Here is a 21,992-nt window from a genome sequence, read left to right on the forward strand (position 1 = left end):
GATTCCGGGGTCACGGCCGTTCCAGCGGGCGTGACCCCTTCGTTGCGCTTGGGCTTGGCGGGCTTGGCGGGCTGAGCCGGTTTGGCCGGCGGCCGGGTGTCGGCCGGTCGGGCCGGGCCGGGCTTGGTGCCCGCAGCGAGCGAGACCCCGGTCATCCGGCGTCACCGCGGCTGCGGGACTCCAGCCAGGCGTCGACGTCGGCCAGGCGGTACTTGACCAGGCCGCCGACCTTGCGGCTCTTCGGGCCGATGCCCTTGTGCCGCCAGTTGTAGAGCGTCTGCGGGCTGACACCGAGGTACTCCGCGACCTCGGCCAGCGACGCCATCCGCTCCCGGCGTGGGGCAGCCGTCGTCGGCATCTCAGGCCGCCTGGTCGGCGCGCGCCGAGACGACCTCGAAGAGGTCGTTCAGCGTGGGGCGCAGGTTGTACTCGGCCAGCCGGTCGGCGTGCTGACCCAGCGCCGCCACGGTCTGGGCCATGAACCGCTCGCCGATGATGCCTTCGCGAGCACGGCGCACGGTCTTCGGCCAGACGCCGATCAGCTTGGCGCGCGTGGTGTCGTTGCCGTAACCGAGCAGGCTTGTCATGGCGTCGAACTGCTCTTCCCGCAGCCGGATCGCGGCTTGCGCGCCCTGCTCCGTGGCATCCATGTCCTGACTCATGAGGGCACTCTAAACAGGGCATGCATGCCCTGTCCAGTGCACCGGCAGAATTCGTTCGCGCCATTTACAGGGCATGCGTGCCCCGCTACAGTTCCCCGCATGTCCAGCCATCGACGCATGACGATCACCCGGCCGGTGAGTCCAGGGGTGAAAACGGGCGCGCACGCCCGGACACGTCCGCCCATTTCTAAGGGCATACGTGTCCGGTATCGTGCTTCTATGCGCCGAGGAGGAGTCGACCGTGCGGCATGGGCCGGCATCGTCAATGCCGCGCTCGACACCATCCCGCGCCGCAACAAGGCACAGTTCGCCCGCGACGTCGGCGTCGACATCAAGACCGTCCGTCGCTGGCTGGAGCAAGAGGTCGACGTCAGTGAGGAGAGCGTCCGCGAGGTGGCCAGGGTCTTCGACCTGAACACCACGCAGCTACTCATCGACGTCGGCTTCTACAGCCACGACGATCTGGGCGTCGCCGTCCCGAGCGATCTGCCCGCCGAGGACGAAGAGTCGATCCGCATGATCATGGCCTCGGATCTGCCCGAGGACGTCAAGTCAGACCTGGTCGGCGAGATCCGACGGCTCCAGCAGCAGCACGTCGACGAGCGGGCTTCGTTCGCCGAGCGCCTGCTCGCGATGGCCCGCCGGGTCGCCCGGCCCACCTGACCGATCGGGGGAGCGGCGTGCCCGTCGACGACCTCTGGTACCTCACCAAGCGCGGCCCGAACGACGAGCGACTGCGCTCGTCCCGGTACGGCCGCGGCAAGCGCTGGCGCGTCCGATACATCGACGACGAGGGCAAGCCGAAGGCGCTGCTGTTCGAGCGCAAGGCCGACGCAGAGGCACACGACGCCCGGATGCGCGCCGACGTCAGCCGCGGCGTCTACGTCGACCCGACCGCCGGCAAGGTCACCGTGGCGAACTACTTCGCCGAGTGGCGCAAGCTCCAGCTGCACGCCGACTCCACCGAGATCAAGACCGAGTGGGCGCACCGGCTGCACATCGCGCCCACCCCGCTGGGCCGGATGGCGATCGCGCAGGCCCGCCGCAGCCACGTCCAGGCGTGGGTGCTCGACCGTGCCAAGGTGCTGGAGCCGTCGTCACTGCACCCGGTCTACGCCTACCTGGCCGGCATGTTCCGCGCCGCCGTGCTCGACCGGGTCATCGGCCACTCGCCGTGCCAGGGCATCACCCTGCCCGAGCTGGTCGTCGCCAAGCGGTACATCGCCACCACCGACGAGGTCCACGCCCTGGCCGACGGGTTCGCCCCGGCCGGCCGGCCGTACGCCCAGGGCGGCCACTACCGGGCGCAGGTGTACGTCGCCGCCGGCGCAGGACTGCGGCAGGGCGAGATCTGGGGCCTGGAACTGGAGCACGTCGACTTCCTGCGCCGGCGGATCCACGTCGTGCAGCAGCTCAAGGTCATCAGCGGGCGCAAGCCGTTCCTGGCGCCGCCGAAGACGTCCACCAGCGTCCGGGACCTGGACCTGCCCGACGTCACCGCCGAGGCGCTCGCCGAGCACCTGAAGCGGCACCCGATCCGGGAGGTGGAGGTCGACGACCTCACCGACCCCCGCCGGCCACGCACCCGCAAAGCGAAGCTGATCTTCCTCAACGCGGCCGGCAAGCCGATCCACCGAGGCAGCTTCAGCAAGCCGTGGCGGCGGGCCTGCGCGGCGGCCGGCCTTCCCGAGGACTACACGATGCACGCCCTACGGCACTACTACGCCACCCTGCTCATCGCCGCCGGCGCGAGCGTCACCACCGTGCAGCTGGCCCTCGGACACGCCAACCCGACCATCACGCTCAACACCTACGCCGGGCTCTGGCCCGAGGCCACCGAGCAGGTCCGCACGCTCGTCGACGCCGCGCTCAAGCGGCCGGACGGCCGGCGTCCGGCGGCAGCCCGGTGACGCGAATGACTCGCCCGCTTTGCCTCTTTTACTTCTCAGGGCTTGCGCTTCTTTTCACAACCGCTACCCTGAAGCACCCGTAGGGAGGCACTATTGGGGTACTGGAAAAAGCACCCAAATAAGGATCTAGAAAAGGTACTGCGTGTATTCGACCGACACGGGTACACGATCAAGGATCCGCCTACCTACTACACGCTGCGCTGCCCCTGTGGCCAGCACCAACGACAACTCCACCTCACGCCGTCCAGCCCCTACCACGGCAACCACGCCCTCAAGTGGGCGATGCGTCTGTCGTGCTGGACGAGCCAGGAAGACGACGACCAGGACGGAGGGAAGCGTCAATGATCCAAGTCCAGATCGGCCGACACTTCGATGTCCGTACCACCGAAGGCCGCCGCCTCACCGCCGAGGACCTGCACGTCGAGGGTGAGCGGCTCATGCAAGCCCTGCTCGACCTGGAGGCGTGCAACGAAGACGTCAGTGATGCCGCCACCGCCACCGATGCCACCCAGGGCCGGGTGCTCGTCGAGCTGCTGATCACCGCCGACAGCGAAGCCGAAGCGGTGGAGAAGTCGCTGATGATCACGCGGACAGCCATCCATGCCATCGGCGGAGCAACGCCGTGGGAAGCCGCGGACGACCTCGGAGCCGACTACCGGCCCCGGGAGATGCTCCTCGAGTACGTCTGAGCCTCAGCCAACCTCGAAGCCCCGGCCAGCCTGGCCGGGGCTTCGTCGTTCGCCCGTAGTCAGCGGAACCGGGGACCGAGGGCAAGGATCGCCCGGGCCATGACCGGGCACGACATGACGTACCTCGGGTCGCACGCGCAGACGCTGTCGTGCGCTCGCCTGGCCGCGTCGAGAACCCTGGCCCGGGCGCTGCCGGGGGTGCTCGCCGTCGGCGGCGCCGGCTCGACGACAGGCGGGCGCGGGCCCTGCGAGCGGCGCCAGTCGAACCACGCCTCGCGCACTGCCTGGCCGGGGTTGCAGAAACCCCACCACATGCCCTCGGCGTACTCACGGACGAGCGACGGCGCCCGGTGCCGGCCGGCGGATCTGGTCCGAGTTGTACCCGCCGTGTTCCCAACGATCTTGGCGGCGTGTTGCCGCAGGTAGATGGTGCTGATGACCGGCTCCTCGCCGGCAGGTCCCGTGCCGGCGACCCGCACCCACTCTCCGAAACTCAGATGCGCCGTCGATACCCGCGTGCCTATCGTTCGGGCATGCGCAGCGCGGTAGTGACCACGACGCCGGGTGTTCCCGGCGCGCCGCACTGACGTTTCCGTCGACGAGGCCCCGGGGCGATCCGCTCCGGGGCCTCGCGGCGTTCCGGGCCTGCTCGCCTCCGGGTCGTACCCGATCAAGGAGAGCGACATGATCGACCACCGCAGGCTCGGCCGGGACCTGGAGCTGTTCGTCTCCGACCCGCTCGCGGGCGCCGGGCTGCCGATCTGGCTGCCGGCCGGCGCCGCCGCCCGGCACGCCGTCGAGGAGTACGTCCGGGAGCTGGAGCGCCGGGCCGGCTACCGGCACGTCTACTCGCCGCCGCTCGGTAAGCGGGAACTGTTCGAGCTGTCCGGGCACCTGGGCTACTTCGCCGACGACATGTTCCCGCCGATGCGGCTGAGCGCCGACGACGAGTTCGTGCTGCGTCCGGCGCTCTGCCCGCACCACGCGCTCGTGTTCCGCGCCCGCGGCCGCTCCTACCGGGAGTTGCCGCTGCGGGTCGCCGAGCTGGGCGGCATGTACCGGGCGGAGCGTTCCGGTGTGCTCGGCGGGCTGTCCCGGGTGCGGGCCATCTCGCTCAACGACGCGCACAACTTCTGCGCCCTGGAGCAGGTCGGTGACGAGGTCCGCGAGATCCTGCGGCTGATCGGCGAGGCGCACGCCGCGCTCGGCGTCCGTCCCGCCGGGTTGCGGTTGTCGCTGCGCGGGCCGGACCAGCGGTACGTGGGCGACGACGCCGGCTGGGCGCGGGCCGAGGAACTGCTCCGCGCGGCGCTCGACGGGGTGGACGTCGTCGAGGCGCCGGGGGAGGCCGCGTTCTACGGCCCGAAGATCGACATTCAGATCGTGGACGCGGCTGGCCGGGAGTCGACCATCTCCACCGTCCAGCTCGACTTCGACAAGCCGGAGCGGTTCGACCTGTCGTACACCGACTCGGACGGCCGCCGGAAACGGCCGGTGATGGTGCACCGCAGCCTGGTCGGCAGCATGGAGCGGCTGTTCGCGTACCTGATCGAGGTGCACGAGGGCGCGTTCCCCGCCTGGTACGCCCCGGTGCAGTTGCTGCTGCTCCCGGTGGACGCGGCGCAGGTCGACGCGGCCGTCGGGCTGGCCCGCTGGGCCGAGGCGGCCGGGCTGCGGGCCGAGGTGGACCACGCCGGTTCGCTCGGCGCACGGATCCGGGACGCGTCCCGCCGCCGCGTCCCGTACACCGGGGTCCTCGGCCCCCGGGAGGCGGCCGACGGTTCGGTCTCGCTGCGCCTGCGCGACGGCCGGGTGCTCGCCCCGATGCCCGCCGCCGAGGCGCTGGGCCTGATCGGCGCGGTGGTCGCGAGCCGGTCGGCGGCGCTGCTCCCGGCCTGACCCCGGCCCGTCCGGGTGCCGGTGAGGCACCCGGACGGGGACCGGTGCCGGACCTGTGGCCGGGTCCACGTCAGCTCCCGACCGGCGTGCCGGCGCCGGCACGCATCCCCGGCGGGCCGGCCGGGGCGGGCGCCGGCACCTCGTCCTCGATGACCGCGCCGCTGAACTGCGCCCGGTAGAGCCGGGCGTACGCGCCACCGGCGGCGACGAGCTGGTCGTGGGTGCCCTGCTCGACGATCCGGCCCTGCTCCATCATCAGGATCAGGTCGGCGTCGCGGATGGTGGAGAGCCGGTGCGCGATGACGAAGCTCGTCCGGTCCGAGCGCAGCGCCGCCATGGCGCGCTGGAGCAGCACCTCGGTCCGGGTGTCCACCGAGCTGGTCGCCTCGTCCAGGATCAGCAGCGACGGCTCGGCCAGGAACGCCCGAGCGATGGTGATGAGCTGCTTCTCCCCGGCGCTGACGTTGCTGCCCTCCTCGTCGATCACCGTGTCGTAGCCGTCCGGCAGGCTGCGGACGAACCGGTCCACGAAGGTCGCCCGGGCGGCGGCGAGGATCTCCTCCTCGGTGGCGTCCGGCCGGCCGTAGGCGATGTTGTCCCGGATGGTCCCGCCGAACAGCCAGGTGTCCTGGAGCACCATGCCGATCCGGCCGCGCAGGTCGTCGCGGCGCATCGTGGAGATGTCCACCCCGTCCAGCGTGATCCGCCCGGCGTCCAGCTCGTAGAACCGCATGACCAGGTTGACCAGTGTGGTCTTGCCGGCGCCGGTGGGACCGACGATGGCGACCGTGTGACCCGGCTCGGCGACCAGCGACAGGTCGTCGATGAGCGGCTTCTCCGGGTCGTACCGGAAGGAGACGTGCTCGAACTCGACCCGCCCGTGCGGGTCGGCGACCCGGGCCGGCTCGGCCGGGTCGGGGCTCTGCTCGTCGGCGTCGAGCACGGCGAAGACCCGCTCGGCCGAGGCGACCCCGGACTGCAGCAGGTTGGCCATCGACGCGACCTGGGTGAGCGGCTGGGTGAACTGCCGCGAGTACTGGATGAACGCCTGCACGTCACCGAGGCTCATCGAGCCCGACGCCACCCGCAGGCCGCCGACCACGGCGATCGCGACGTAGCTGAGGTTCCCGATGAAGAACATCGCCGGCATGATCAGCCCGGAGACGAACTGCGCGCCGAAGCCGGCCCGGAACAGCTCCTCGTTCTTGGCGTGGAAGGCGGCCTCGACCTCCTTCTGCCGGCCGAAGACCTTGACCAGCTCGTGCCCGGTGTACGCCTCCTCGATCTGGCCGTTCAGCTCGCCGGTGTGCTTCCACTGGGCGATGAACTTGCCCTGCGACCGCTTGGCGATCAGGCTGGTGACCACCACCGACATCGGCACCGCGACGAGCGCGACGACCGCCAGCAACGGCGAGATCCAGAACATCATTCCGAGTACGCCGACGACGGTGAGCAGCGACGTGAGCAACTGGCTCAGCGTCTGCTGGAGCGTCTGCGACACGTTGTCGATGTCGTTCGTGACGCGGCTCAGCAGCTCACCGCGGGGCTGCTTGTCGAAGTAGGGCAGCGGCAGCCGGTTGAGCTTCTCCTCCACGTCGGCGCGCAGCGTCAGCACGGTGCGCTGCACCACCCCGTTGAGCACCCAGCCCTGCGCCCACTGGAGCATGCTGGCGCCGATGTAGAGCACGACGGCGAACGCCAGCACCCGGCCCAGCGCGTCGAAGTCGATGCCTGTCCCCGGGATCACGTCCATCCGGGCCAGCATGTCGGCGAAGTTGCCGTTGCCCTCGGCGCGGGCCGCGTCCGCCGCCGCCTCGGTGGTGGTGCCGGGCGGCAGCTGCCGCCCGATCACCCCGCTGAAGATGATGTCCGTGGCGTGGCCGAGCACCTTCGGCCCGATGACGCTGAGCCCGACGCTGGCCAGGGCCAGCGCGAGCACGCCGGTGAGCTGGAGCCGGTACGGCCGCAGCCGTGCCAGCAGCCGGCGTGCCGACGGCCCGAAGTTCATCGCCTTCTCGGCCGGCATGCCCATGGTCATGTGCGGCGGGCCGCCAGCGGGGCGCCGTCCGGCCGGCGGCAGCCGCGTCGGCTCGTTCTTCTGCTGCGGAACCGGTGGCGTCCCGCTGTTCCCCCCGGTCGGCGCGCTCACGCGGCCACCTCCGCCGTCTGCTGCGACGCGACGATCTCGGCGTACGTGGGGCAGCTCTCCAGCAGTTCCTCATGTCGTCCCATCCCGACGACACCCCCGTCCTCGAGCACGATGATCTGGTCGGCGTCGATGATCGTGGAGACCCGCTGGGCCACGATCACCACCGCCGCGTCCGCGGTGACCGGCTTGAGGGCGGCCCGCAGCCGGGCGTCCGTGCCGAGGTCGAGCGCGGAGAAGGAGTCGTCGAAGAGATAGATCTCCGGCTTGCGGACGAGCGCGCGGGCGATGGCCAGGCGTTGCCGCTGGCCGCCGGAGACGTTGGTGCCGCCCTGCGCGATCGGCGCCTCCAGCCCGCCCGGCATCTCGGTGACGAAGTCACGCGCCTGGGCGATCTCCAGCGCGGCCCAGAGGTCCGCGTCGGTGGCGTCCGGGTTGCCGTAGCGCAGGTTGCTGGCGACGGTGCCGGTGAACAGGTACGGCCGTTGGGGCACCAGCCCGATCCGCCGCCACAGCTCGTCCGGGGCCAGGTCCCGTACGTCCACGCCGTCGACCAGGACCGCGCCGGCGGTCGGGTCGACCAGCCGGGGGATGAGCGTGAGCAGCGTGGTCTTGCCGGCGCCTGTGGAGCCGATGATCGCTGTGGTCCGGCCCGGTTCGGCGCGGAACGAGATGTCGTGCAGCACCGGCGCGCTGGCGCCCGGGTACTGGAATCCGGCGCCGCGTAGTTCCAGCTCGCCGCGGCCGGTGACCTCGGTGACCGGGTCGGTCGCAGGCACCACCGACGAGTCGGTGTCCAGCACCTCCTCGATGCGCTCGGCGCAGACGGCGGCCCGGGGCACCATCATCAGCATGAAGGTGGCCATCATGACCGCCATCAGGATCTGCATCAGGTATTGCAGGAACGCGGTGAGCGCGCCGACCTGGATCTGACCGGAGTCGACCCGTGCCGCGCCGAACCAGAGCACGGCGACGCTGGAGACGTTCAGCACCAGCATCACGATCGGGAAGATCAGCGCCTGGAGCCGTCCGATCCGCAGCGCGGTGGTGGTCAGGTCGGTGTTCGCGACCCGGAACCGGTCGGTCTCGTACGGCTCACGGACGAACGCCCGGACGACCCGGATGCCGGTGATCTGCTCGCGCAGCACCCGGTTGACGGTGTCGATCCGGGTCTGCATGAGCCGGAAGCCCGGCACCATCCGGCGGATGATCAGGCCCAGCGCGACTGCGAGCACCGGTACGCAGACCAGCATCAGCCAGGAGAGCCCGACGTCCTCGCGCAGCGCCATCACCACGCCGCCGACGCTCATGATCGGCGCGGCCACCAGCATGGTGCAGCTCAGCAGCACCAGCATCTGCACCTGCTGGACGTCGTTGGTGTTGCGGGTGATCAGGGACGGCGCTCCGAACCGGGCGACCTCGCGGGCGGAGAAGCTGTTGACGCGGCGGAAGATCGAGCCGCGTACGTCGCGGCCGAACGCCATCGCGGTCTTCGCGCCGAAGTAGACGGCGGCGATCGAACAGGCGATCTGGAGCAGGCTGACCACCAGCATCCACCCGCCCGTACGCAGGATCTGGTCGGTGTCGCCGACGGCGACGCCCCGGTCGATGATGTCGGCGTTCAGGCTGGGCAGGTAGAGCGAGGCGATGGTGCCGACGAACTGGAAGGCCACCACGGCGGCCAGCCATCGTCGGTACGGGTGCAGATGTGAGCGGAGCAGGCGGATCAACACGGATGGCTCCCCGTTGGCGGCTCGGTGTCGGACTCGCTGTCCCGGTTCAACCGACGGAGGTCCCCGTCGGACATGCCGGTGATGATTTCGATCAGGAACTGGCGGATCACCGCCCGGTTGGCCGGGTCGGCGTCGACCGACGTCAACGGCCGGTCGCTGTGGATCATGTCGATGATGGCGCGGGCGTGCTCGCCGCCCTTGTCGGTCAGCGTGAGCCGGACCGTGCGGCGGTCCTCCGGGTCGCGACGTCGGCTGACGAAGCCGTCGCGTTCGAGGGTGTCCACGATGCCGGTGAGCGTGGCGGGCCGGACGAAGCACAGCTCGGCCATTTCTCGGTGGCTCACGTCGCCGGAACGGAGGAGGATCATCAGGACCCGCATGCCGGCGGACGTGAGCCCGTGGTGTTCGGCCAGGTAACGCCCCCAGTGCTGCTCGACGACGTGACCGGCGATCGAGATCAGCCGGCCGAGTGGCGCGTGGTGCAACGCGTCGGGGAAGCGGACGAGCGGGCCCATGTTCACGAGCGTCAGATTAGCTCCCGAACCATCAGGCCCCAAACTATTTCTGAGAATCTCCTCAGCCGCGGTCGGCGCGTGCCCGGGACGGCTCGTCGGGGGCGGTGGCGACGTACTCCCGCATCACCTCGGTGACCTCGCGCAGGAACGCGGTGGTGGCCTCGGCCTGCTCGGGCGTGAGCCGGGCGACCGCCCGGTCGACGCCGACGAGCATCGGGCGCAGCGCCTCCAGCACCTCGCTCACAGCGCTCTCGGTCACCTGGAGGCTGAGTCGCCGCCTGTCGTGCGGGTGGGGGGTCCGGGCGACGTGACCGGCCTGCACGAGCCGGTCGACGAGCGTGGTCGCCGAGGCGGACCGGATGCCGAGCCGGTTGCCCAGTTCCACCGGGCCCAGTGGCTCCGGGCTGGAGACCAGGTGGTCGATCGCCGCGGCGTCGGTGGCGTTGAGGCCCAGGCGGCGGGCCAGCGCGGCCCGGGTGTCACCCGCGATCCGCAGCACGTCGCGCAGCGCGCGGGAGGCCTCGCTGCTCGGCGGCGGGCCCGGCGCGGGCTCTCCGGTTGACGGCACCCCTTCCATGGGATAAAGCTAGCATCTCGGGTAGCTAGAAAATCTAGCTAAAAGGAGGGCGAGATGCGCGGCGACGGGCGCGGACGCTGGTTCGGGCTGCTGGCCATCAGCCTCGGCGTAGCGATGATCATCGTGGACGCCACGATCGTGAACGTCGCGGTGCCGCAGATCATCCGGGACCTCGACATCACCTCCACCGACGCGCAGTGGGTGCAGGAGGCGTACACCCTGGTCTTCGCGGCGCTGCTGCTGGTCGCCGGTCGCTTCGCCGACCGGTCCGGGCGGCGGCGGATGTTCCTCGTCGGCGTCACCGTGTTCGTGGTCGCGAGCGTGCTCGCGGCGCTCGCCGGTTCCGGCGAGACACTCATCGCCTCCCGGGTGCTCCAGGGCGTCGGCGGGGCGATGATGCTGCCCACCTCGCTCTCCCTGCTCAACGCCAACTTCACCGGCCGGGAGAAGGGCATCGCGTTCGCCGTCTGGGGCTCCACGATCGGTGGCGCGGCGGCGCTCGGGCCGCTGCTCGGCGGCTGGCTCACCACCACGTACTCCTGGCGGTGGGCCTTCGGCATCAACGTGCCGGTCGGCCTGGCCGTGATCGTCGCGACGCTCGTGCTCGTGGCCGAGTCCCGCGACGAGCGGGCCGAGCGCGGGCTGGACCTGCTCGGCGCGCTGCTCTCGGTGGTCGGCATGACCGGCGTGGTCTTCGCGCTGATCGAGGGCCGCACCTACGGCTGGTGGGAACGGGAGCGGCCGTTGCGCCTGTTCGGGCTGGACTGGACCGCGTCGATCTCGCCGGTGCCGGTGGCCGCGCTGGTGGGTCTCGTCGCGCTCGGCATCTTCCTGGCCCAGCAGGTACGCCGCAACCGGGCCGGCCGCCCGGCGCTGCTCGACCTGTCGTTGTTCGGCATCGGTTCGTTCCGCAACGGCATCCTGGCCGCCGCGATCGTCAGCCTGGGCGAGTTCGGCCTGCTGTTCGCGCTGCCGCTGTGGTTTCAGAACGTGCTCGGCTACAGCGCCTTCCGAACCGGCCTGGCGCTGCTGCCGCTCGCCGTCGGCAGCTTCCTGGCCAGCGGCATCGGCGCGCCGCTGACCCAGCGCTGGGGCGCGGCCCGGGTGGTCCAGCTCGGCGTGGCCGCCGAACTGGTCGGCGTGGCCGGGCTCGGGTTCGTGGTCGCGCCGGACACCAGTTGGTGGGCGCCGCTGGGCTTCCTGTTCGTGTACGGCGTCGGCGTCGGCCTGGCCACCGCCCAGCTCACCGGCGTCTCGCTGTCGCAGGTGCCGGTACGCCTCAGCGGCCAGGGCTCGGGCCTGCAGAGCACCGCCCGGCAGGTCGGCTCCGCGCTCGGCATCGCGGTGCTCGGCACCGTGCTCTTCGCCGGTCTCGGCGGGATCCTCGGCGACCGCCTGGCCGACCAGCCCGGACTCACCCCGGTCCAGCGGGACCAGGTGGTGAGCGCGGTCAAGGAGAGCGCCGGTGCGGCGATCACCGGGTTGGAGGCGGACCCGCGTACCGCCCCGATCGCGGAGGAGGCGAAGCAGGCGTTCTCCGACGCCACCAGGTACGCGGCCTTCGCGGGCGCCGGGTTCCTCCTGATCGGCCTGGTCGCCTGCCTGCGCCTGCCGACGGTGCGCCACGAGGAGACCGGGGAGTCCCCGCCCGCCGAGGCGGAGCCGTCCCGGGCCTGAGCCGCGTCCCCGCCGGGGCCGTCCCGGCCGGGCCTGCCGTCGGGTCATCCGCCGAGGGCGACCGCCAGCGCCGCGGCCACGAAGACGACCTGGAGCACCGTACGGACGCCGAGCGGCGTCACCGGGCGGCCGGCGAGCGTGAGGTGACGCCGCGCTGCGGACACGTTCGCCGGGAACATGGCGAGCATCAGCAGCACCAGCCCGGCCGCAGCCGGGCGCGCGGTGGCCGGGAACAGCAGGGCGAGCGCGCCGGCGAGTTCCAGCACGCCGGTGACTGTGACCAGCAGGCCGGGCCGGGGCAGCGACGGCGGGACCATCGCGATCAGGTCGGCCCGGCGGGACGCGAAGTGGGCCACGCCGGTCAGCACGAACATCAGCGCCAGCCCCACCCGCAGCGCGGGGTGCCACCCGTCCAGGGCGTCCACGCCGAGCAGGCCGGCGATCCGGGCCAGCGCGGTGCCGGCGAGGAGTGCGATCAGGGGTGCCATTGTCGATCCCTCCGACGATCATCTTGTCGATGACAAGATTGCGCGCCACGCGCCATCTTGTCAATGACAAGTTAGGATGACGGCATGGCCTCGTACCACCACGGCGACCTCCGCCGCGTCCTGCTGAGCACCGCGGCCGAGGCGATCGCCGAGTCCGGGCCGGCCGCGCTGAGCCTGCGTGAACTGGCCCGGCGCGCCGGCGTCTCGCACGCCGCGCCCGCGCACCACTTCGGCGACAAGGCCGGGCTGCTCACCGCGCTCGCCACCCAGGGCTTCGACCTGCTCGCCGACGCGTTGCGGCAGGCCGGGGACGACCTGCTCGACACCGGCGTGGCCTACGTCGGGTTCGCGGTGCGGCACCGCGCGCACTTCGACGTCATGTTCCGGCCCGAGCTGTACCGGGCCGACGCCCCGGAGCTGGTCGCCGCCCGCGCCCGGTCGGGGGATGTGCTGCGCGAGGGGGTGGCCCGGCACACCGGTCGGGAGCCGGACGCGGACGCGCTCGCCGCCTGGTCGATCGTGCACGGCTTCGCCACGCTCTGGCTCTCCGGCGCGCTGCCACCACGGGTGGGCGACGACCCGGAGGCCGCCGCCCGCACCGTGATCAGGCGGTTGTTCGACTGAGCCGGCGGGCCGGTCGGGGCGTCACCAGCTCGTGGGCAGCGGCATCCCCTCGGTGTACCCGGCGGCGCTCTGCACGCCGACGAGCGCCCGCTCGTGGAACTCCTCCAGGCTGCGCGCCCCCGCGTACGTGAACGCGCTGCGTACGCCGGAGATGATCTCGTCGATCAGGTCCTCGACGCCGGGCCGGTTCGGGTCCAGATACATCCGGGCCGAGGAGATGCCCTCCTCGAAGATCGCCTTGCGGGCCCTGTCGAACGCGCTGTCCTCGGCCGTACGGGCGCTCACCGCACGCGACGACGCCATGCCGAAGCTCTCCTTGTAGCGCCGCCCGTCGGCGTCGGTGTAGAGGTCGCCGGGGGACTCGTAGGTGCCGGCGAACCAGGAGCCGATCATCACGTTCGAGGCGCCCGCCGCGAGCGCCAGCGCCACGTCCCGCGGGTGGCGTACGCCGCCGTCGGCCCAGACGTGCCGCCCCAGCGAGCGGGCCGCCGCCGCGCAGTCGAGCACGGCGGAGAACTGCGGGCGGCCCACGCCGGTCATCATCCGGGTGGTGCACATCGCACCCGGTCCGACGCCGACCTTCACGATGTCCGCGCCCGCGTCGACCAGGTCGCGTACGCCGTCGGCGGTCACCACGTTCCCGGCCGCCACCGGCACCGGCGGGTCCAGCCGGCGGACCGCCCGCAGCGCCTGGAGCATCCGCTCCTGGTGCCCGTGCGCGGTGTCCACCACGAGCGTGTCCACCCCGGCCTCCAGCAGCGCGGCGGCCTTGCCGGTGACGTCGCCGTTGATGCCCACTGCGGCGGCGATCCGCAGCCGCCCCCGGTCGTCCACTGCGGGCTTGTAGAGCGTGGCGCGCAGAGCGCCCTGCCGGGTCAGCACCCCGATCAGGCGTCCGTCTCCGTCCACCACCGGCGCGAGCCGCCGCCGGCCCGCCGACAGCCGGTCGAATCCGGTACGCGGGTCCGCGTCCGCCGGAACGGTGTGCAGCTCGGTCGACATCACGTGCCGGAGCTGGGCGAAGCGGTCCACCCCGACGGTGTCCGCCTCGGTCACCACACCCATCGGCCGGCCGTCCGCGTCGACCACGACCACCGCGCCGTGCGAACGCTTGGGCAGCAGGTGGATGGCGTCGCCGACGGTGTCGGTCGGGCCGAGCGTGATCGCCGTGTCGTGCACCAGGTGCCGCTGCTTGACCCAGCCGACCACGTTGGCGACGACCTCGATCGGGATGTCCTGCGGGATCACCGCCACCGCGCCGCGCCGGGCCACGGTCTCGGCCATCCGCCGGCCCGCGACGGCTGTCATGTTCGCCACCACGAGCGGGATCGTGGTGCCGGTCCCGTCGGTGGTGGCCAGGTCGACGTCGAGCCGGGAGCCCACCTCGGAACGGTTGGGCGCCATGAAGACGTCGTTGTAGGTCAGGTCGTGCGCGGGGACCGCGCCGTGAAGGAACCGCACCCGGCCATCATTCCCGCCCGGCGGCGCTCCCGCCCCCGGTGGTGGCTCAGACCACCCGGCCCCGCGCTGTTAAGAAGGGGCCCCTTCTCTACCTCAGGCGTTAAGAAGGGGCCCTTCCTTACACCTCAGGCGATGGTGCAGATCGCCGCGCCGGCGGTGATCACCGCGCCGACCTCGGCGGCGAGCCCGCTGACAGTGCCGGCCTTGTGCGCGTGCAGCGGCTGCTCCATCTTCATCGCCTCCAGCACCACGACCAGCTCGCCCTCGGCCACCTCGTCGCCGTCGGCGACGGCGATCTTCACGATCGTGCCCTGCATCGGGGAGGTGAGCGTGTCACCGCTGACCGCGGCACCAGCCTTGCCTCCGCCACCCCGGCGGGCCGGCTTCTTCGCGGCGGGTGCGGCTGCCGCCGTACCCGCGCCGAGCCCGGCGGGGAGGACGACCTCCAGCCGCTTGCCGCCCACCTCGACCACGACGGTCTCGCGCTCGGCCGGCTCGTCGGCGGCGCCGGCGGTGGCGGTGAAGGCCGGTACGGTGTTGTCCCACTCGGTCTCGATCCACCGGGTGTGCACGGTGAACGGCTCGGCGGTGAACGCCTCGTCGCGGATCACCAGGCGGTGGAAGGGCAGCGCCGTGGCCATGCCGTCGACCACCATCTCGTCGAGCGCCCGGCGGGCCCGCTCCAGCGCCTCGGTACGCGTCTCGCCGACGATGATCACCTTGGCCAGCAGCGAGTCGAAGTTGCCGCCGATCACGTCGCCGGCCGAGATGCCGGTGTCCACCCGCACGCCCGGCCCGGAGGGCAGGCGCAGGGCGGTGACGGTGCCCGGTGCGGGCAGGAAGTTGCGGCCCGGGTCCTCGCCGTTGATGCGGAACTCGATGGCGTGCCCGCGCGGCGTCGGGTCCTCGGTGAAGCGCAGCTTCTCCCCGTCGGCGATGCGGAACTGCTCGCGGACCAGGTCGATGCCGGCGGTCTCCTCGGTCACCGGGTGCTCGACCTGGAGCCGCGTGTTGACCTCAAGGAACGAGATCGTGCCGTCCACGCCGACCAGGTATTCCACGGTGCCGGCACCGTGGTAGCCGGCCTCCCGGCAGATGGCCTTGGCGCTGTCGTGGATCTGGGCCCGCTGGGCGTCGGTGAGGAACGGCGCGGGCGCCTCCTCGACCAGCTTCTGGTGCCGGCGCTGAAGCGAGCAGTCCCGGGTGCCCACCACGATCACGTTGCCGTGCTGGTCGGCCAGTACCTGCGCCTCGACGTGGCGCGGCTTGTCCAGGTAGCGCTCGACGAAGCACTCGCCGCGGCCGAACGCGGCGACCGCCTCGCGGGTGGCCGACTCGAACAGGTGCGGGATCTCCTCCATGGTGCGGGCGACCTTGAGGCCGCGCCCGCCACCGCCGAAGGCGGCCTTGATGGCGACCGGCAGGCCGTGGTCGACGGCGAACGCCATCACCTCGTCGGCGTTGCCCACCGGGTCCGGGGTGCCGGGCACCAGCGGCGCGCCGGCGCGCTGCGCGATGTGCCGGGCGGTCACCTTGTCGCCCAGGTCGCGGATCGCCTGCGGGGTGGGGCCGATCCAGGTCAGCCCGGCGTCGATGACGGCCTGGGCGAAGTCGGCGTTCTCGGAGAGGAAGCCGTAGCCGGGGTGCACCGCGTCCGCGCCGGAGCGGGCCGCCACGTCGATCAGCTTGTCGATGCGCAGGTAGCTGTCCGCGGCGGTGTCGCCGCCGAGGGCGTACGCCTCGTCGGCGAGCGTGGCGTGCAGGGCGTCCCGGTCGGAGTCCGCGTAGACGGCGACGCTGGCCAGCCCGGCGTCGCGGCAGGCGCGGATGACGCGGACGGCGATCTCGCCGCGGTTGGCGATGAGAACCTTGCGCACCTTGTGGCTCCTCCCGGGAGGTCGTTGCCGGGAGTTTAGCGGCCGAGCTGCGGAGCCTAACGATCGCTCAGTGTGGGATGCGGCACTGTAGTCAAACTTGGTTATTACGCTTGTCCCGTGTCGGCGACGCGGATGATGATTCTCGGCCTGGTCAGGTGGATGCAGCCGGTGCACGGCTACGACGTGCGCCGCGAACTGCTCAGTTGGAGCGCGGACAAGTGGGCGAACGTGCAGCCCGGCTCGATCTACCACGCGCTGCGCAAGCTCACCGACGAGGGCCTGCTGCGGACCGTCTCGGTCGAGCAGGTGGGCGCCCGTCCGGCGCGCACCACGTACGAGGTGACGGCGAAGGGGGAGGACGAGTTCGAGACGCTGCTGCGGGCGCAGTGGTGGCAGGTCCAGGAGCCGCCCGATCCGTTCGTCGCGGCGTTCTCCTTCCTGCCGGCGATGCCCCGCGACGAGGCCGCGGCGGCGCTGCGCAACCGGGCGAACCTGCTGCGGGCCGGGGTGGAGTCGATGCGGGCCTCGCTCGACTCGGACTGGGTGCGCACCCGCAAGCCGGTGCACGTCGGGTGGATGTTCGAGCTGTGGCTGGCCCGCGCCGAGGCGGAGACGGCCTGGTGCGAGCGGATCGCGGAGCGGATCGAGTCGGGAGTGTCGTACCTGCCCGATGGGATGGAGCAGGCCGAGGGCTGGTCGGGCTGGTCCGACGGATCACGGTGACACGACATAATCAACGTTGACCAAAAGAGCTATATCGCGTTAGCCTCAGCGGGAATCGCGGGGGATTCGTGCGTCCTCGCGGACGATCGGCGGCCGCTCAGGTCCGCCCGGACGACCAGGAGCAGAAATGATCGAGACCAGGGGGTTGCGGAAGTCGTACCGCTCCCGCGCGGGTCGCGAGACGAAGACCGTGGACGCTGTCCGCGGCGTCAACCTCGACGTGGCGGCGGGGGAGATCTTCGGCTTCCTCGGGCCCAACGGCGCCGGCAAGACCACCACGCTGCGGATGCTCGCCACCCTCATCGAGCCGGACGGTGGCGAGGCCACTGTGGCCGGCGCCGACCTGCGCAAGGACCCGGCCGAGGTGCGCCGCCGGATCGGTTACGTCGCACAGGGCGGTAGCACCTGGGACGAGTCGAGCGCCCGTGAGGAGCTGGTCCTCCAGGCCCGCCTCTACGGCATCAGCAAGGCCGAGGCGCACCGCCGCGCCGAGCGCGCCCTCGAAGCGTTCCAGCTCACCGAGTACGCCGACCGCAAGAGCAAGACCTACTCCGGCGGTCAGCGCCGGCGCGTCGAGATCGCGCTCGGCATCATCCACGAGCCGAAGATCGTCTTCCTGGACGAGCCGACCACCGGCCTCGACCCGCAGAGCCGCGCGCACATGTGGGACGAGATCCGCCGGCTCCGTACCGAGGGGATGACCGTCTTCATCACCACGCACTACCTGGACGAGGCGGACGCGCTCTGCGACCGCATCGCGATCATGGACCACGGCGAGGTGGTCGCCGAGGGCACACCGGCCGAGCTGAAGCGGGAGATCTCCGGCGAGGTGGTGATCGTCGGCCTGGACGCGCCGAGCACCCCGCGCGCCGCCGAACTGCTCGACACCGAGGCGTACGTGAGCAAGCTGGAGACCGTCGACGAGGGCGGCCTGCGCCTCTACGTCGACGAGGGCGCCACCGCCATCCCGCAGGTGCTGCGCCGCCTCGACCACGCCGGGCTGGACCTGCGCTCGATCGAGCTGCACCGCCCCAGCCTGGACGACGTCTTCCTCACCAAGACCGGCCGCTCGCTGCGCGAGTCCTGACCCCCGGAGAAGCTGTCATGAAACTCGCCCGCGACACCTGGCTGATCTTCCAACGCCAGACGCAACTGCTGCTGCGCAACCCGGTATGGATCTTCGTCGGCGTCTTCCAGCCGGTGATGTACCTGCTCCTGTTCGCCCCGCTGCTCAAGCCGGCGCTGAACGCGCCCACCCAGGCCGCCGCGTACAAGATCTTCGTGCCCGGCCTGCTCGTGCTGCTGGCCATCTTCGGCGGCCTGTTCCAGGGGTTCGGCCTGATCGCCGAGCTGCGCGCCGGCGTGATCGAGCGCTCCCGGGTCACCCCGGTCAGCCGGCTCGCCCTGCTGCTCGGCCGCTCGCTGCGCGACGTCGTCTCGCTGATCGCTCAGGCGATCATCATCACGCTGCTGGCGCTCGCGTTCGACCTGCGCGTGTTCATCGGCAACCTGCTCCTGGCGTACCTGATGCTCGCCCTCATCGCGCTGATGACCTCGGCCGTCTCCTACGGCATCGCGCTCAAGGTCAAGAGCGAGGACGCGCTCGCCCCACTGATGAACACAGTCGCGCAGCCGGTGCTGCTGCTCTCCGGCATCCTGCTGCCGCTCACCTTCGCCCCCGGCTGGCTCCAGGGCGTGGCCAAGTGGAACCCGTTCTCCTGGGCGGTCGAGGGCACCCGTGCGCTGTTCAACGGCGACCTCGGCAACGACCGCGTCTGGCAGGGCCTCGGCATCATCGCGGTGCTCGCCGCCGCAGGCGTGTTCTGGGCCGCCCGCCAGTTCGCCCGCAGCGTCCGCTGAGCAGGGGAGACCTACCTCTCAGCAGGGGCGGGGCACCGGCCGGGCGCGCGTAGCGTAAGGCTGGTGCCCCGCCTCACCCGTGACCGGATCACCTGGCTGACCTACGCCCAGCTCGGTCTGTGGGGCTTCTTCCTCTACGGGTTCGGCCCGGTCGTACCCCTGCTCCGCGACGAACAGGGCACCAGCGCCGCCGTCGCCGGCCTGCACAGCACCGGCATCGCCGTGGGCGCGCTCGCCGGCGGCGCGCTGTTCGCCCCGGTCGCCCGCCGCCTCGGCCGCGGCCCGGCCATCTGGCTCGGCCTCGCCGGTGTCGCTGCCGGAGTCACCGCGCTCGGCCTGCTCCGCCCGCTGCCGGCCACGCTCGCCTCCGTCGCGGTCATCGCCACCTTCGGCATGATGGTCGTCAGCGGCGTCAGCGTGGTGCTCACCGCCCGGCACGGACCCGCCGCCCCCGCCGCGCTCACCGAGGCCAACGCGGCCTGCGCCGGCATGGGCATCCTGGCGCCGCTGACCATCGGCGCCACCGTCGACGCCGGTCTCGGCTGGCGACCGCTGATGGCCGTCGAGGTCGGGCTGATCACGCTCGTCGCGCTCGCCGCCCTGACCTTCCGGGTACGCGGGCCGAAAACCGCCCCCGCTGACGCGGCTGCCGGCACACCCGTCCCCGTGGCCGCCTCCACCCGGGTCTCCGCCGTCCCCGCTCCCGGGGTTTCCGAGGCCGTCGTGCCTGCTCCCGTCGTCCCCGCTCCCGTCGTCCCCGGTCCCGTGGTGCCTGCTCCCGTCGTCCCCGCTCCCGTGGTGCCTGCTTCGGTCGTCCCCGCTCCTGCCGTGCCCGCTCCTGCCGTGCCCGCTCCTGCCGTGCCCGCTCCTGCCGTGCCCGCTCCTGCCGTGCCCGCTTCGGTTGTTCCCGCCTCCGGTGCCGTCGAGGCCGTCGCCACCGATTCCTCCGTCCGGGCCTCGGCCGTTCCCGCCTCCGGGGAGCCCGTTTCCTCCTTCGGCTCCGGTGCGGCGGGGCGGCTGCCGCGGGCGTACTGGATCGCCTGGGTTCTGATGTCCGTCACCGGGTCGATCGAGGTCTGCCTGTCGTTGTGGACCGCCGACGTGCTGCGGACCCATGCCGGGCTGAGCGCGGGCGGGGCGTCGGCGGCGGTCGCTGCGATCGTCTGCGGCATGTTCGCCGGCCGGCTCGCCGGTGGCCGGGCCGCGTTGCGCTGGGCGCCGGTGCCGCTGCTGCTCGGCGCGCTCACCGTCTCGATGGCCGGGTTCGCGCTGTTCTGGGGCAGCACCGTCGGCTGGCTCGCGGTCACCGGGCTGGTCGTGCTCGGGCTCGGCAACGCGCTGCACTACCCGTTGGCGATCTCGATCGCGCTGGCCGTCGCCGGTCCGGCTGCGGACAAGGCGGCGGGCTGGTCCGCGTACTCGATGGGTGTGGGTTTCGGGATCGCGCCGGTGGCGCTCGGATGGGTGGCCGACGGCGTCGGCCCGCACCCGGCGTTCCTGCTGCTGCCCGCGTTCATCGCGGTGGCGGTGCTGCTGACCGTACGGCTGGGCCGTGCCCTCCCCGCGCCGGTCCGCGCGGCTTGATCGACTCCATGTCGGCGAGGTGGCGGCTTCCGGCGCTCAGGGATGCCGCCATTTCGGGGAGGTTGTGTTCGGCTGGCTCAGCGCGTCCGGGCGAGTGTGAGGTCGTCGGCGGTGGGTGTCATGGCCGCCGTGCGCTGCCTGTTTGGTGCGGGTGGCTTGATCGACTCCATGTCGGCGAGGTGGCGGTATCCGGTGCTCAGGGATGCCGCCATTTCGGGGAGGTTGTGTTCGGTCGGCTCAGAGCACCCGGGCGAGCGTGACCCCGTCGGCGATCGGCAGCATGACCGCCTCGACGCGGACGTCCGCGATGACCGCGTCGTTGAACGCGGCGATCGCCCGGTCGTCGGCGTTGCGTGGGGCGAGCACCCGGCCGTCGCGCAGCGTGTTGTCGACGGCGATCACCGCGCCGGGACGCATGCGGGGCACCAGCTCGTCCCAGTAGATCGGGTAGCCGACCTTGTCCGCGTCGATGAACGCGAAGTCCAGGTAACGCTCGCGGGGCAGCTCGCGCAGCGTCTCCGCGGCCGGGCCGATGCGCAGCTCGATGCGGTCCTGAACACCGGCGCGCTGCCAGTAGCGCCGGGCCACGCCCGTGTACTCCTCGGAGATGTCGAAGCAGGTCAACCGGCCGTTCTCGGCCAGCCCTCGGGCGATGGCCAGCGAGGAGAGGCCGGTGAACGTGCCGACCTCGACCGCCTGCCGTACGCCGAGCAGCCGGGTCAGGAACGTCAGGAACGCGGCCTGTTCGGGCGCGACCTGCATGACCGCCTCGGCGGGCAGGGCCGCCCGGGTCTCCTCGGCCAGCTCCTGGACGATCTCGTCCGGGGCGGACCCGTGGGCCACCAGGTAGGCGTGCAGTTCCGGGGTGAGCGGCAGCGGCTTCGTGGTCATGTCCGGACGTTAGCCGAGATGTTCGATCTCCTGGCCCCCGGGCGCGATCTTCGTCCACAGGTCGACGATGCTCAGCTCCACCTCGGCGAGCAGCCGGCGCAGCAACGGCAGGGACAACCCCACCACCGTGCCCGGGTCACCCTCGATCCCGGTCAGGAACGCCCCGCCCAGCCCGTCGATGGTGAACGCGCCCGCCACGGCCAGCGGCTCGCCCGTCGCCACGTACGCGGCGATCTCGTCGTCGCTGACATCCGCGAAGTGCACGGTGGTCGAGGCGACGGCCTCGGCGCGCGACTCGTGGGTCACGTCGATCAGGCAGTGCCCGGTGTGCAGGACACCGCTGTGCCCGCGCATCCGCTGCCACCGCCGGGTGGCGTCCGCCGCGTCATCGGGCTTGCCGAGGATCTCGCCGTCGAAGGCGAGTACCGAGTCACAGCCGAGCACCAGCGTGCGCTCGTCCGGCGAGGGCCGCAGCCGATCACGTACCGCCTGCGCCTTCAGCCGGGCCAGCTCCAGGCACAGATCCTCGGCCCGATCGCTCACCACCTGCGACTCGTCCACGCCGCTGACCAGCACGTCCGGCTCGATCCCGGCGGCCTGGAGCAACTTGCGGCGGGCGGGAGACTGCGAGGCGAGCACGAGGCGCACCGGTACGGAGGTCGACACCCCGCCGACG

Annotated in this window: 21 protein-coding genes; 10 read left to right on the forward strand and 11 right to left on the reverse strand. The window is 71.8% G+C overall.

The features are described 5' to 3' along the window. Nucleotides 1–151: 151 nt before the first annotated feature. The gene (locus tag IF06_RS0110755; RefSeq protein ID WP_030270679.1) at nucleotides 152–358 is read right to left on the reverse strand and encodes a helix-turn-helix transcriptional regulator; all 207 of its coding nucleotides are present in this window, start codon (nucleotides 356–358) and stop codon (nucleotides 152–154) included. Nucleotide 359: 1 nt separating this feature from the next. Beyond that, nucleotides 360–662 (reverse strand): hypothetical protein, encoded by a 303-nt coding sequence (locus IF06_RS0110760; RefSeq protein ID WP_152748242.1) that lies wholly within the window; start codon nucleotides 660–662, stop codon nucleotides 360–362. Between the two features lie 99 nt (nucleotides 663–761). Between IF06_RS0110760 and IF06_RS0110765 the strand changes: the two genes are divergently transcribed. From IF06_RS0110765 to thrS, 4 genes are all read left to right on the forward strand, one after another. Beyond that, nucleotides 762–1,325 carry a hypothetical protein gene (locus IF06_RS0110765; RefSeq protein ID WP_157551484.1) on the forward strand — a complete coding sequence of 188 codons (564 nt, stop codon included), beginning with the start codon at nucleotides 762–764 and terminating at the stop codon, nucleotides 1,323–1,325. Between the two features lie 17 nt (nucleotides 1,326–1,342). Next, nucleotides 1,343–2,572, forward strand: a complete 1,230-nt coding sequence (locus IF06_RS0110770; RefSeq protein ID WP_030270685.1) for a tyrosine-type recombinase/integrase — start codon at nucleotides 1,343–1,345, stop codon at nucleotides 2,570–2,572. A gap of 341 nt (nucleotides 2,573–2,913) precedes the next feature. Further along, the gene (locus IF06_RS32820; RefSeq protein ID WP_052166155.1) at nucleotides 2,914–3,261 is read left to right on the forward strand and encodes a hypothetical protein; all 348 of its coding nucleotides are present in this window, start codon (nucleotides 2,914–2,916) and stop codon (nucleotides 3,259–3,261) included. Between the two features lie 684 nt (nucleotides 3,262–3,945). After that, nucleotides 3,946–5,160 carry a threonine--tRNA ligase gene (thrS, locus tag IF06_RS0110785; protein ID WP_030270691.1) on the forward strand — a complete coding sequence of 405 codons (1,215 nt, stop codon included), beginning with the start codon at nucleotides 3,946–3,948 and terminating at the stop codon, nucleotides 5,158–5,160. A 70-nt stretch (nucleotides 5,161–5,230) separates the two neighbouring features. Here the strand turns inward: thrS and IF06_RS0110790 are convergent, their stop codons facing one another. The 4 genes from IF06_RS0110790 to IF06_RS0110805 form a co-directional block, all read right to left on the reverse strand. Beyond that, nucleotides 5,231–7,309: an ABC transporter ATP-binding protein gene (locus tag IF06_RS0110790; RefSeq protein ID WP_013284025.1), complete on the reverse strand. Its 2,079-nt coding sequence runs from the start codon at nucleotides 7,307–7,309 to the stop codon at nucleotides 5,231–5,233. Beyond that, complete coding sequence (locus tag IF06_RS0110795) at nucleotides 7,306–9,039, reverse strand: ABC transporter ATP-binding protein (protein ID WP_013284026.1); 1,734 nt, start codon at nucleotides 9,037–9,039, stop codon at nucleotides 7,306–7,308. The genes IF06_RS0110790 and IF06_RS0110795 overlap by 4 nt, the downstream gene beginning before the upstream one ends. Further along, nucleotides 9,033–9,554 (reverse strand): MarR family winged helix-turn-helix transcriptional regulator, encoded by a 522-nt coding sequence (locus tag IF06_RS0110800; protein WP_030270693.1) that lies wholly within the window; start codon nucleotides 9,552–9,554, stop codon nucleotides 9,033–9,035. Before IF06_RS0110800 ends, IF06_RS0110795 begins: the two co-directional genes overlap by 7 nt. Nucleotides 9,555–9,615: 61 nt before the next feature. After that, on the reverse strand, nucleotides 9,616–10,131 hold the full coding sequence (locus IF06_RS0110805; RefSeq protein WP_013284028.1) for a MarR family winged helix-turn-helix transcriptional regulator: 516 nt from the start codon (nucleotides 10,129–10,131) through the stop codon (nucleotides 9,616–9,618). A 54-nt stretch (nucleotides 10,132–10,185) separates the two neighbouring features. On the opposite strand from IF06_RS0110805, the gene IF06_RS0110810 reads away from it, so the two are divergent. Then, a complete protein-coding gene (locus IF06_RS0110810) occupies nucleotides 10,186–11,808 on the forward strand; it encodes a DHA2 family efflux MFS transporter permease subunit (protein ID WP_030270696.1) in 1,623 nt (540 codons plus the stop codon). A 44-nt stretch (nucleotides 11,809–11,852) separates the two neighbouring features. Here the strand turns inward: IF06_RS0110810 and IF06_RS0110815 are convergent, their stop codons facing one another. Continuing rightward, complete coding sequence (locus IF06_RS0110815) at nucleotides 11,853–12,296, reverse strand: DoxX family membrane protein (protein ID WP_013284030.1); 444 nt, start codon at nucleotides 12,294–12,296, stop codon at nucleotides 11,853–11,855. An 84-nt stretch (nucleotides 12,297–12,380) separates the two neighbouring features. Between IF06_RS0110815 and IF06_RS0110820 the strand changes: the two genes are divergently transcribed. Continuing rightward, nucleotides 12,381–12,920, forward strand: a complete 540-nt coding sequence (locus tag IF06_RS0110820) for a TetR/AcrR family transcriptional regulator (RefSeq protein ID WP_013284031.1) — start codon at nucleotides 12,381–12,383, stop codon at nucleotides 12,918–12,920. A gap of 21 nt (nucleotides 12,921–12,941) precedes the next feature. Here IF06_RS0110820 and IF06_RS0110825 read toward each other — a convergent pair whose 3' ends face one another. Together IF06_RS0110825 and IF06_RS0110830 are read right to left on the reverse strand one after the other, a co-directional pair. Next, complete coding sequence (locus tag IF06_RS0110825; protein WP_013284032.1) at nucleotides 12,942–14,381, reverse strand: GuaB1 family IMP dehydrogenase-related protein; 1,440 nt, start codon at nucleotides 14,379–14,381, stop codon at nucleotides 12,942–12,944. Between the two features lie 125 nt (nucleotides 14,382–14,506). After that, nucleotides 14,507–16,258, reverse strand: coding sequence for an acetyl/propionyl/methylcrotonyl-CoA carboxylase subunit alpha (locus IF06_RS0110830; protein ID WP_013473998.1), 1,752 nt, complete (start codon nucleotides 16,256–16,258; stop codon nucleotides 14,507–14,509). A gap of 132 nt (nucleotides 16,259–16,390) precedes the next feature. Between IF06_RS0110830 and IF06_RS0110835 the strand changes: the two genes are divergently transcribed. The 4 genes from IF06_RS0110835 to IF06_RS0110850 all read left to right on the forward strand — a co-directional run bounded on the left by IF06_RS0110835 (nucleotide 16,391) and on the right by IF06_RS0110850 (nucleotide 20,425). Continuing rightward, a complete protein-coding gene (locus IF06_RS0110835; protein WP_013284034.1) occupies nucleotides 16,391–16,981 on the forward strand; it encodes a PadR family transcriptional regulator in 591 nt (196 codons plus the stop codon). 127 nt (nucleotides 16,982–17,108) lie between these two features. Further along, on the forward strand, nucleotides 17,109–18,068 hold the full coding sequence (locus tag IF06_RS0110840; RefSeq protein WP_030270698.1) for a daunorubicin resistance protein DrrA family ABC transporter ATP-binding protein: 960 nt from the start codon (nucleotides 17,109–17,111) through the stop codon (nucleotides 18,066–18,068). 17 nt (nucleotides 18,069–18,085) lie between these two features. Next, nucleotides 18,086–18,841: an ABC transporter permease gene (locus IF06_RS0110845; protein ID WP_013284036.1), complete on the forward strand. Its 756-nt coding sequence runs from the start codon at nucleotides 18,086–18,088 to the stop codon at nucleotides 18,839–18,841. A 63-nt stretch (nucleotides 18,842–18,904) separates the two neighbouring features. After that, nucleotides 18,905–20,425 carry an MFS transporter gene (locus IF06_RS0110850; protein ID WP_030270700.1) on the forward strand — a complete coding sequence of 507 codons (1,521 nt, stop codon included), beginning with the start codon at nucleotides 18,905–18,907 and terminating at the stop codon, nucleotides 20,423–20,425. Nucleotides 20,426–20,662: 237 nt separating this feature from the next. On the opposite strand, the gene IF06_RS0110855 is transcribed toward IF06_RS0110850, so the two are convergent. Beyond that, nucleotides 20,663–21,316 carry an O-methyltransferase gene (locus IF06_RS0110855; protein WP_013284038.1) on the reverse strand — a complete coding sequence of 218 codons (654 nt, stop codon included), beginning with the start codon at nucleotides 21,314–21,316 and terminating at the stop codon, nucleotides 20,663–20,665. Between the two features lie 9 nt (nucleotides 21,317–21,325). Further along, nucleotides 21,326–21,982 (reverse strand): Maf family protein, encoded by a 657-nt coding sequence (locus tag IF06_RS0110860; RefSeq protein WP_013284039.1) that lies wholly within the window; start codon nucleotides 21,980–21,982, stop codon nucleotides 21,326–21,328. Nucleotides 21,983–21,992 lie beyond the last annotated feature (10 nt).

This window comes from Micromonospora globosa (genome assembly GCF_000717585.1).
Lineage (GTDB): Bacteria > Actinomycetota > Actinomycetes > Mycobacteriales > Micromonosporaceae > Micromonospora > Micromonospora aurantiaca.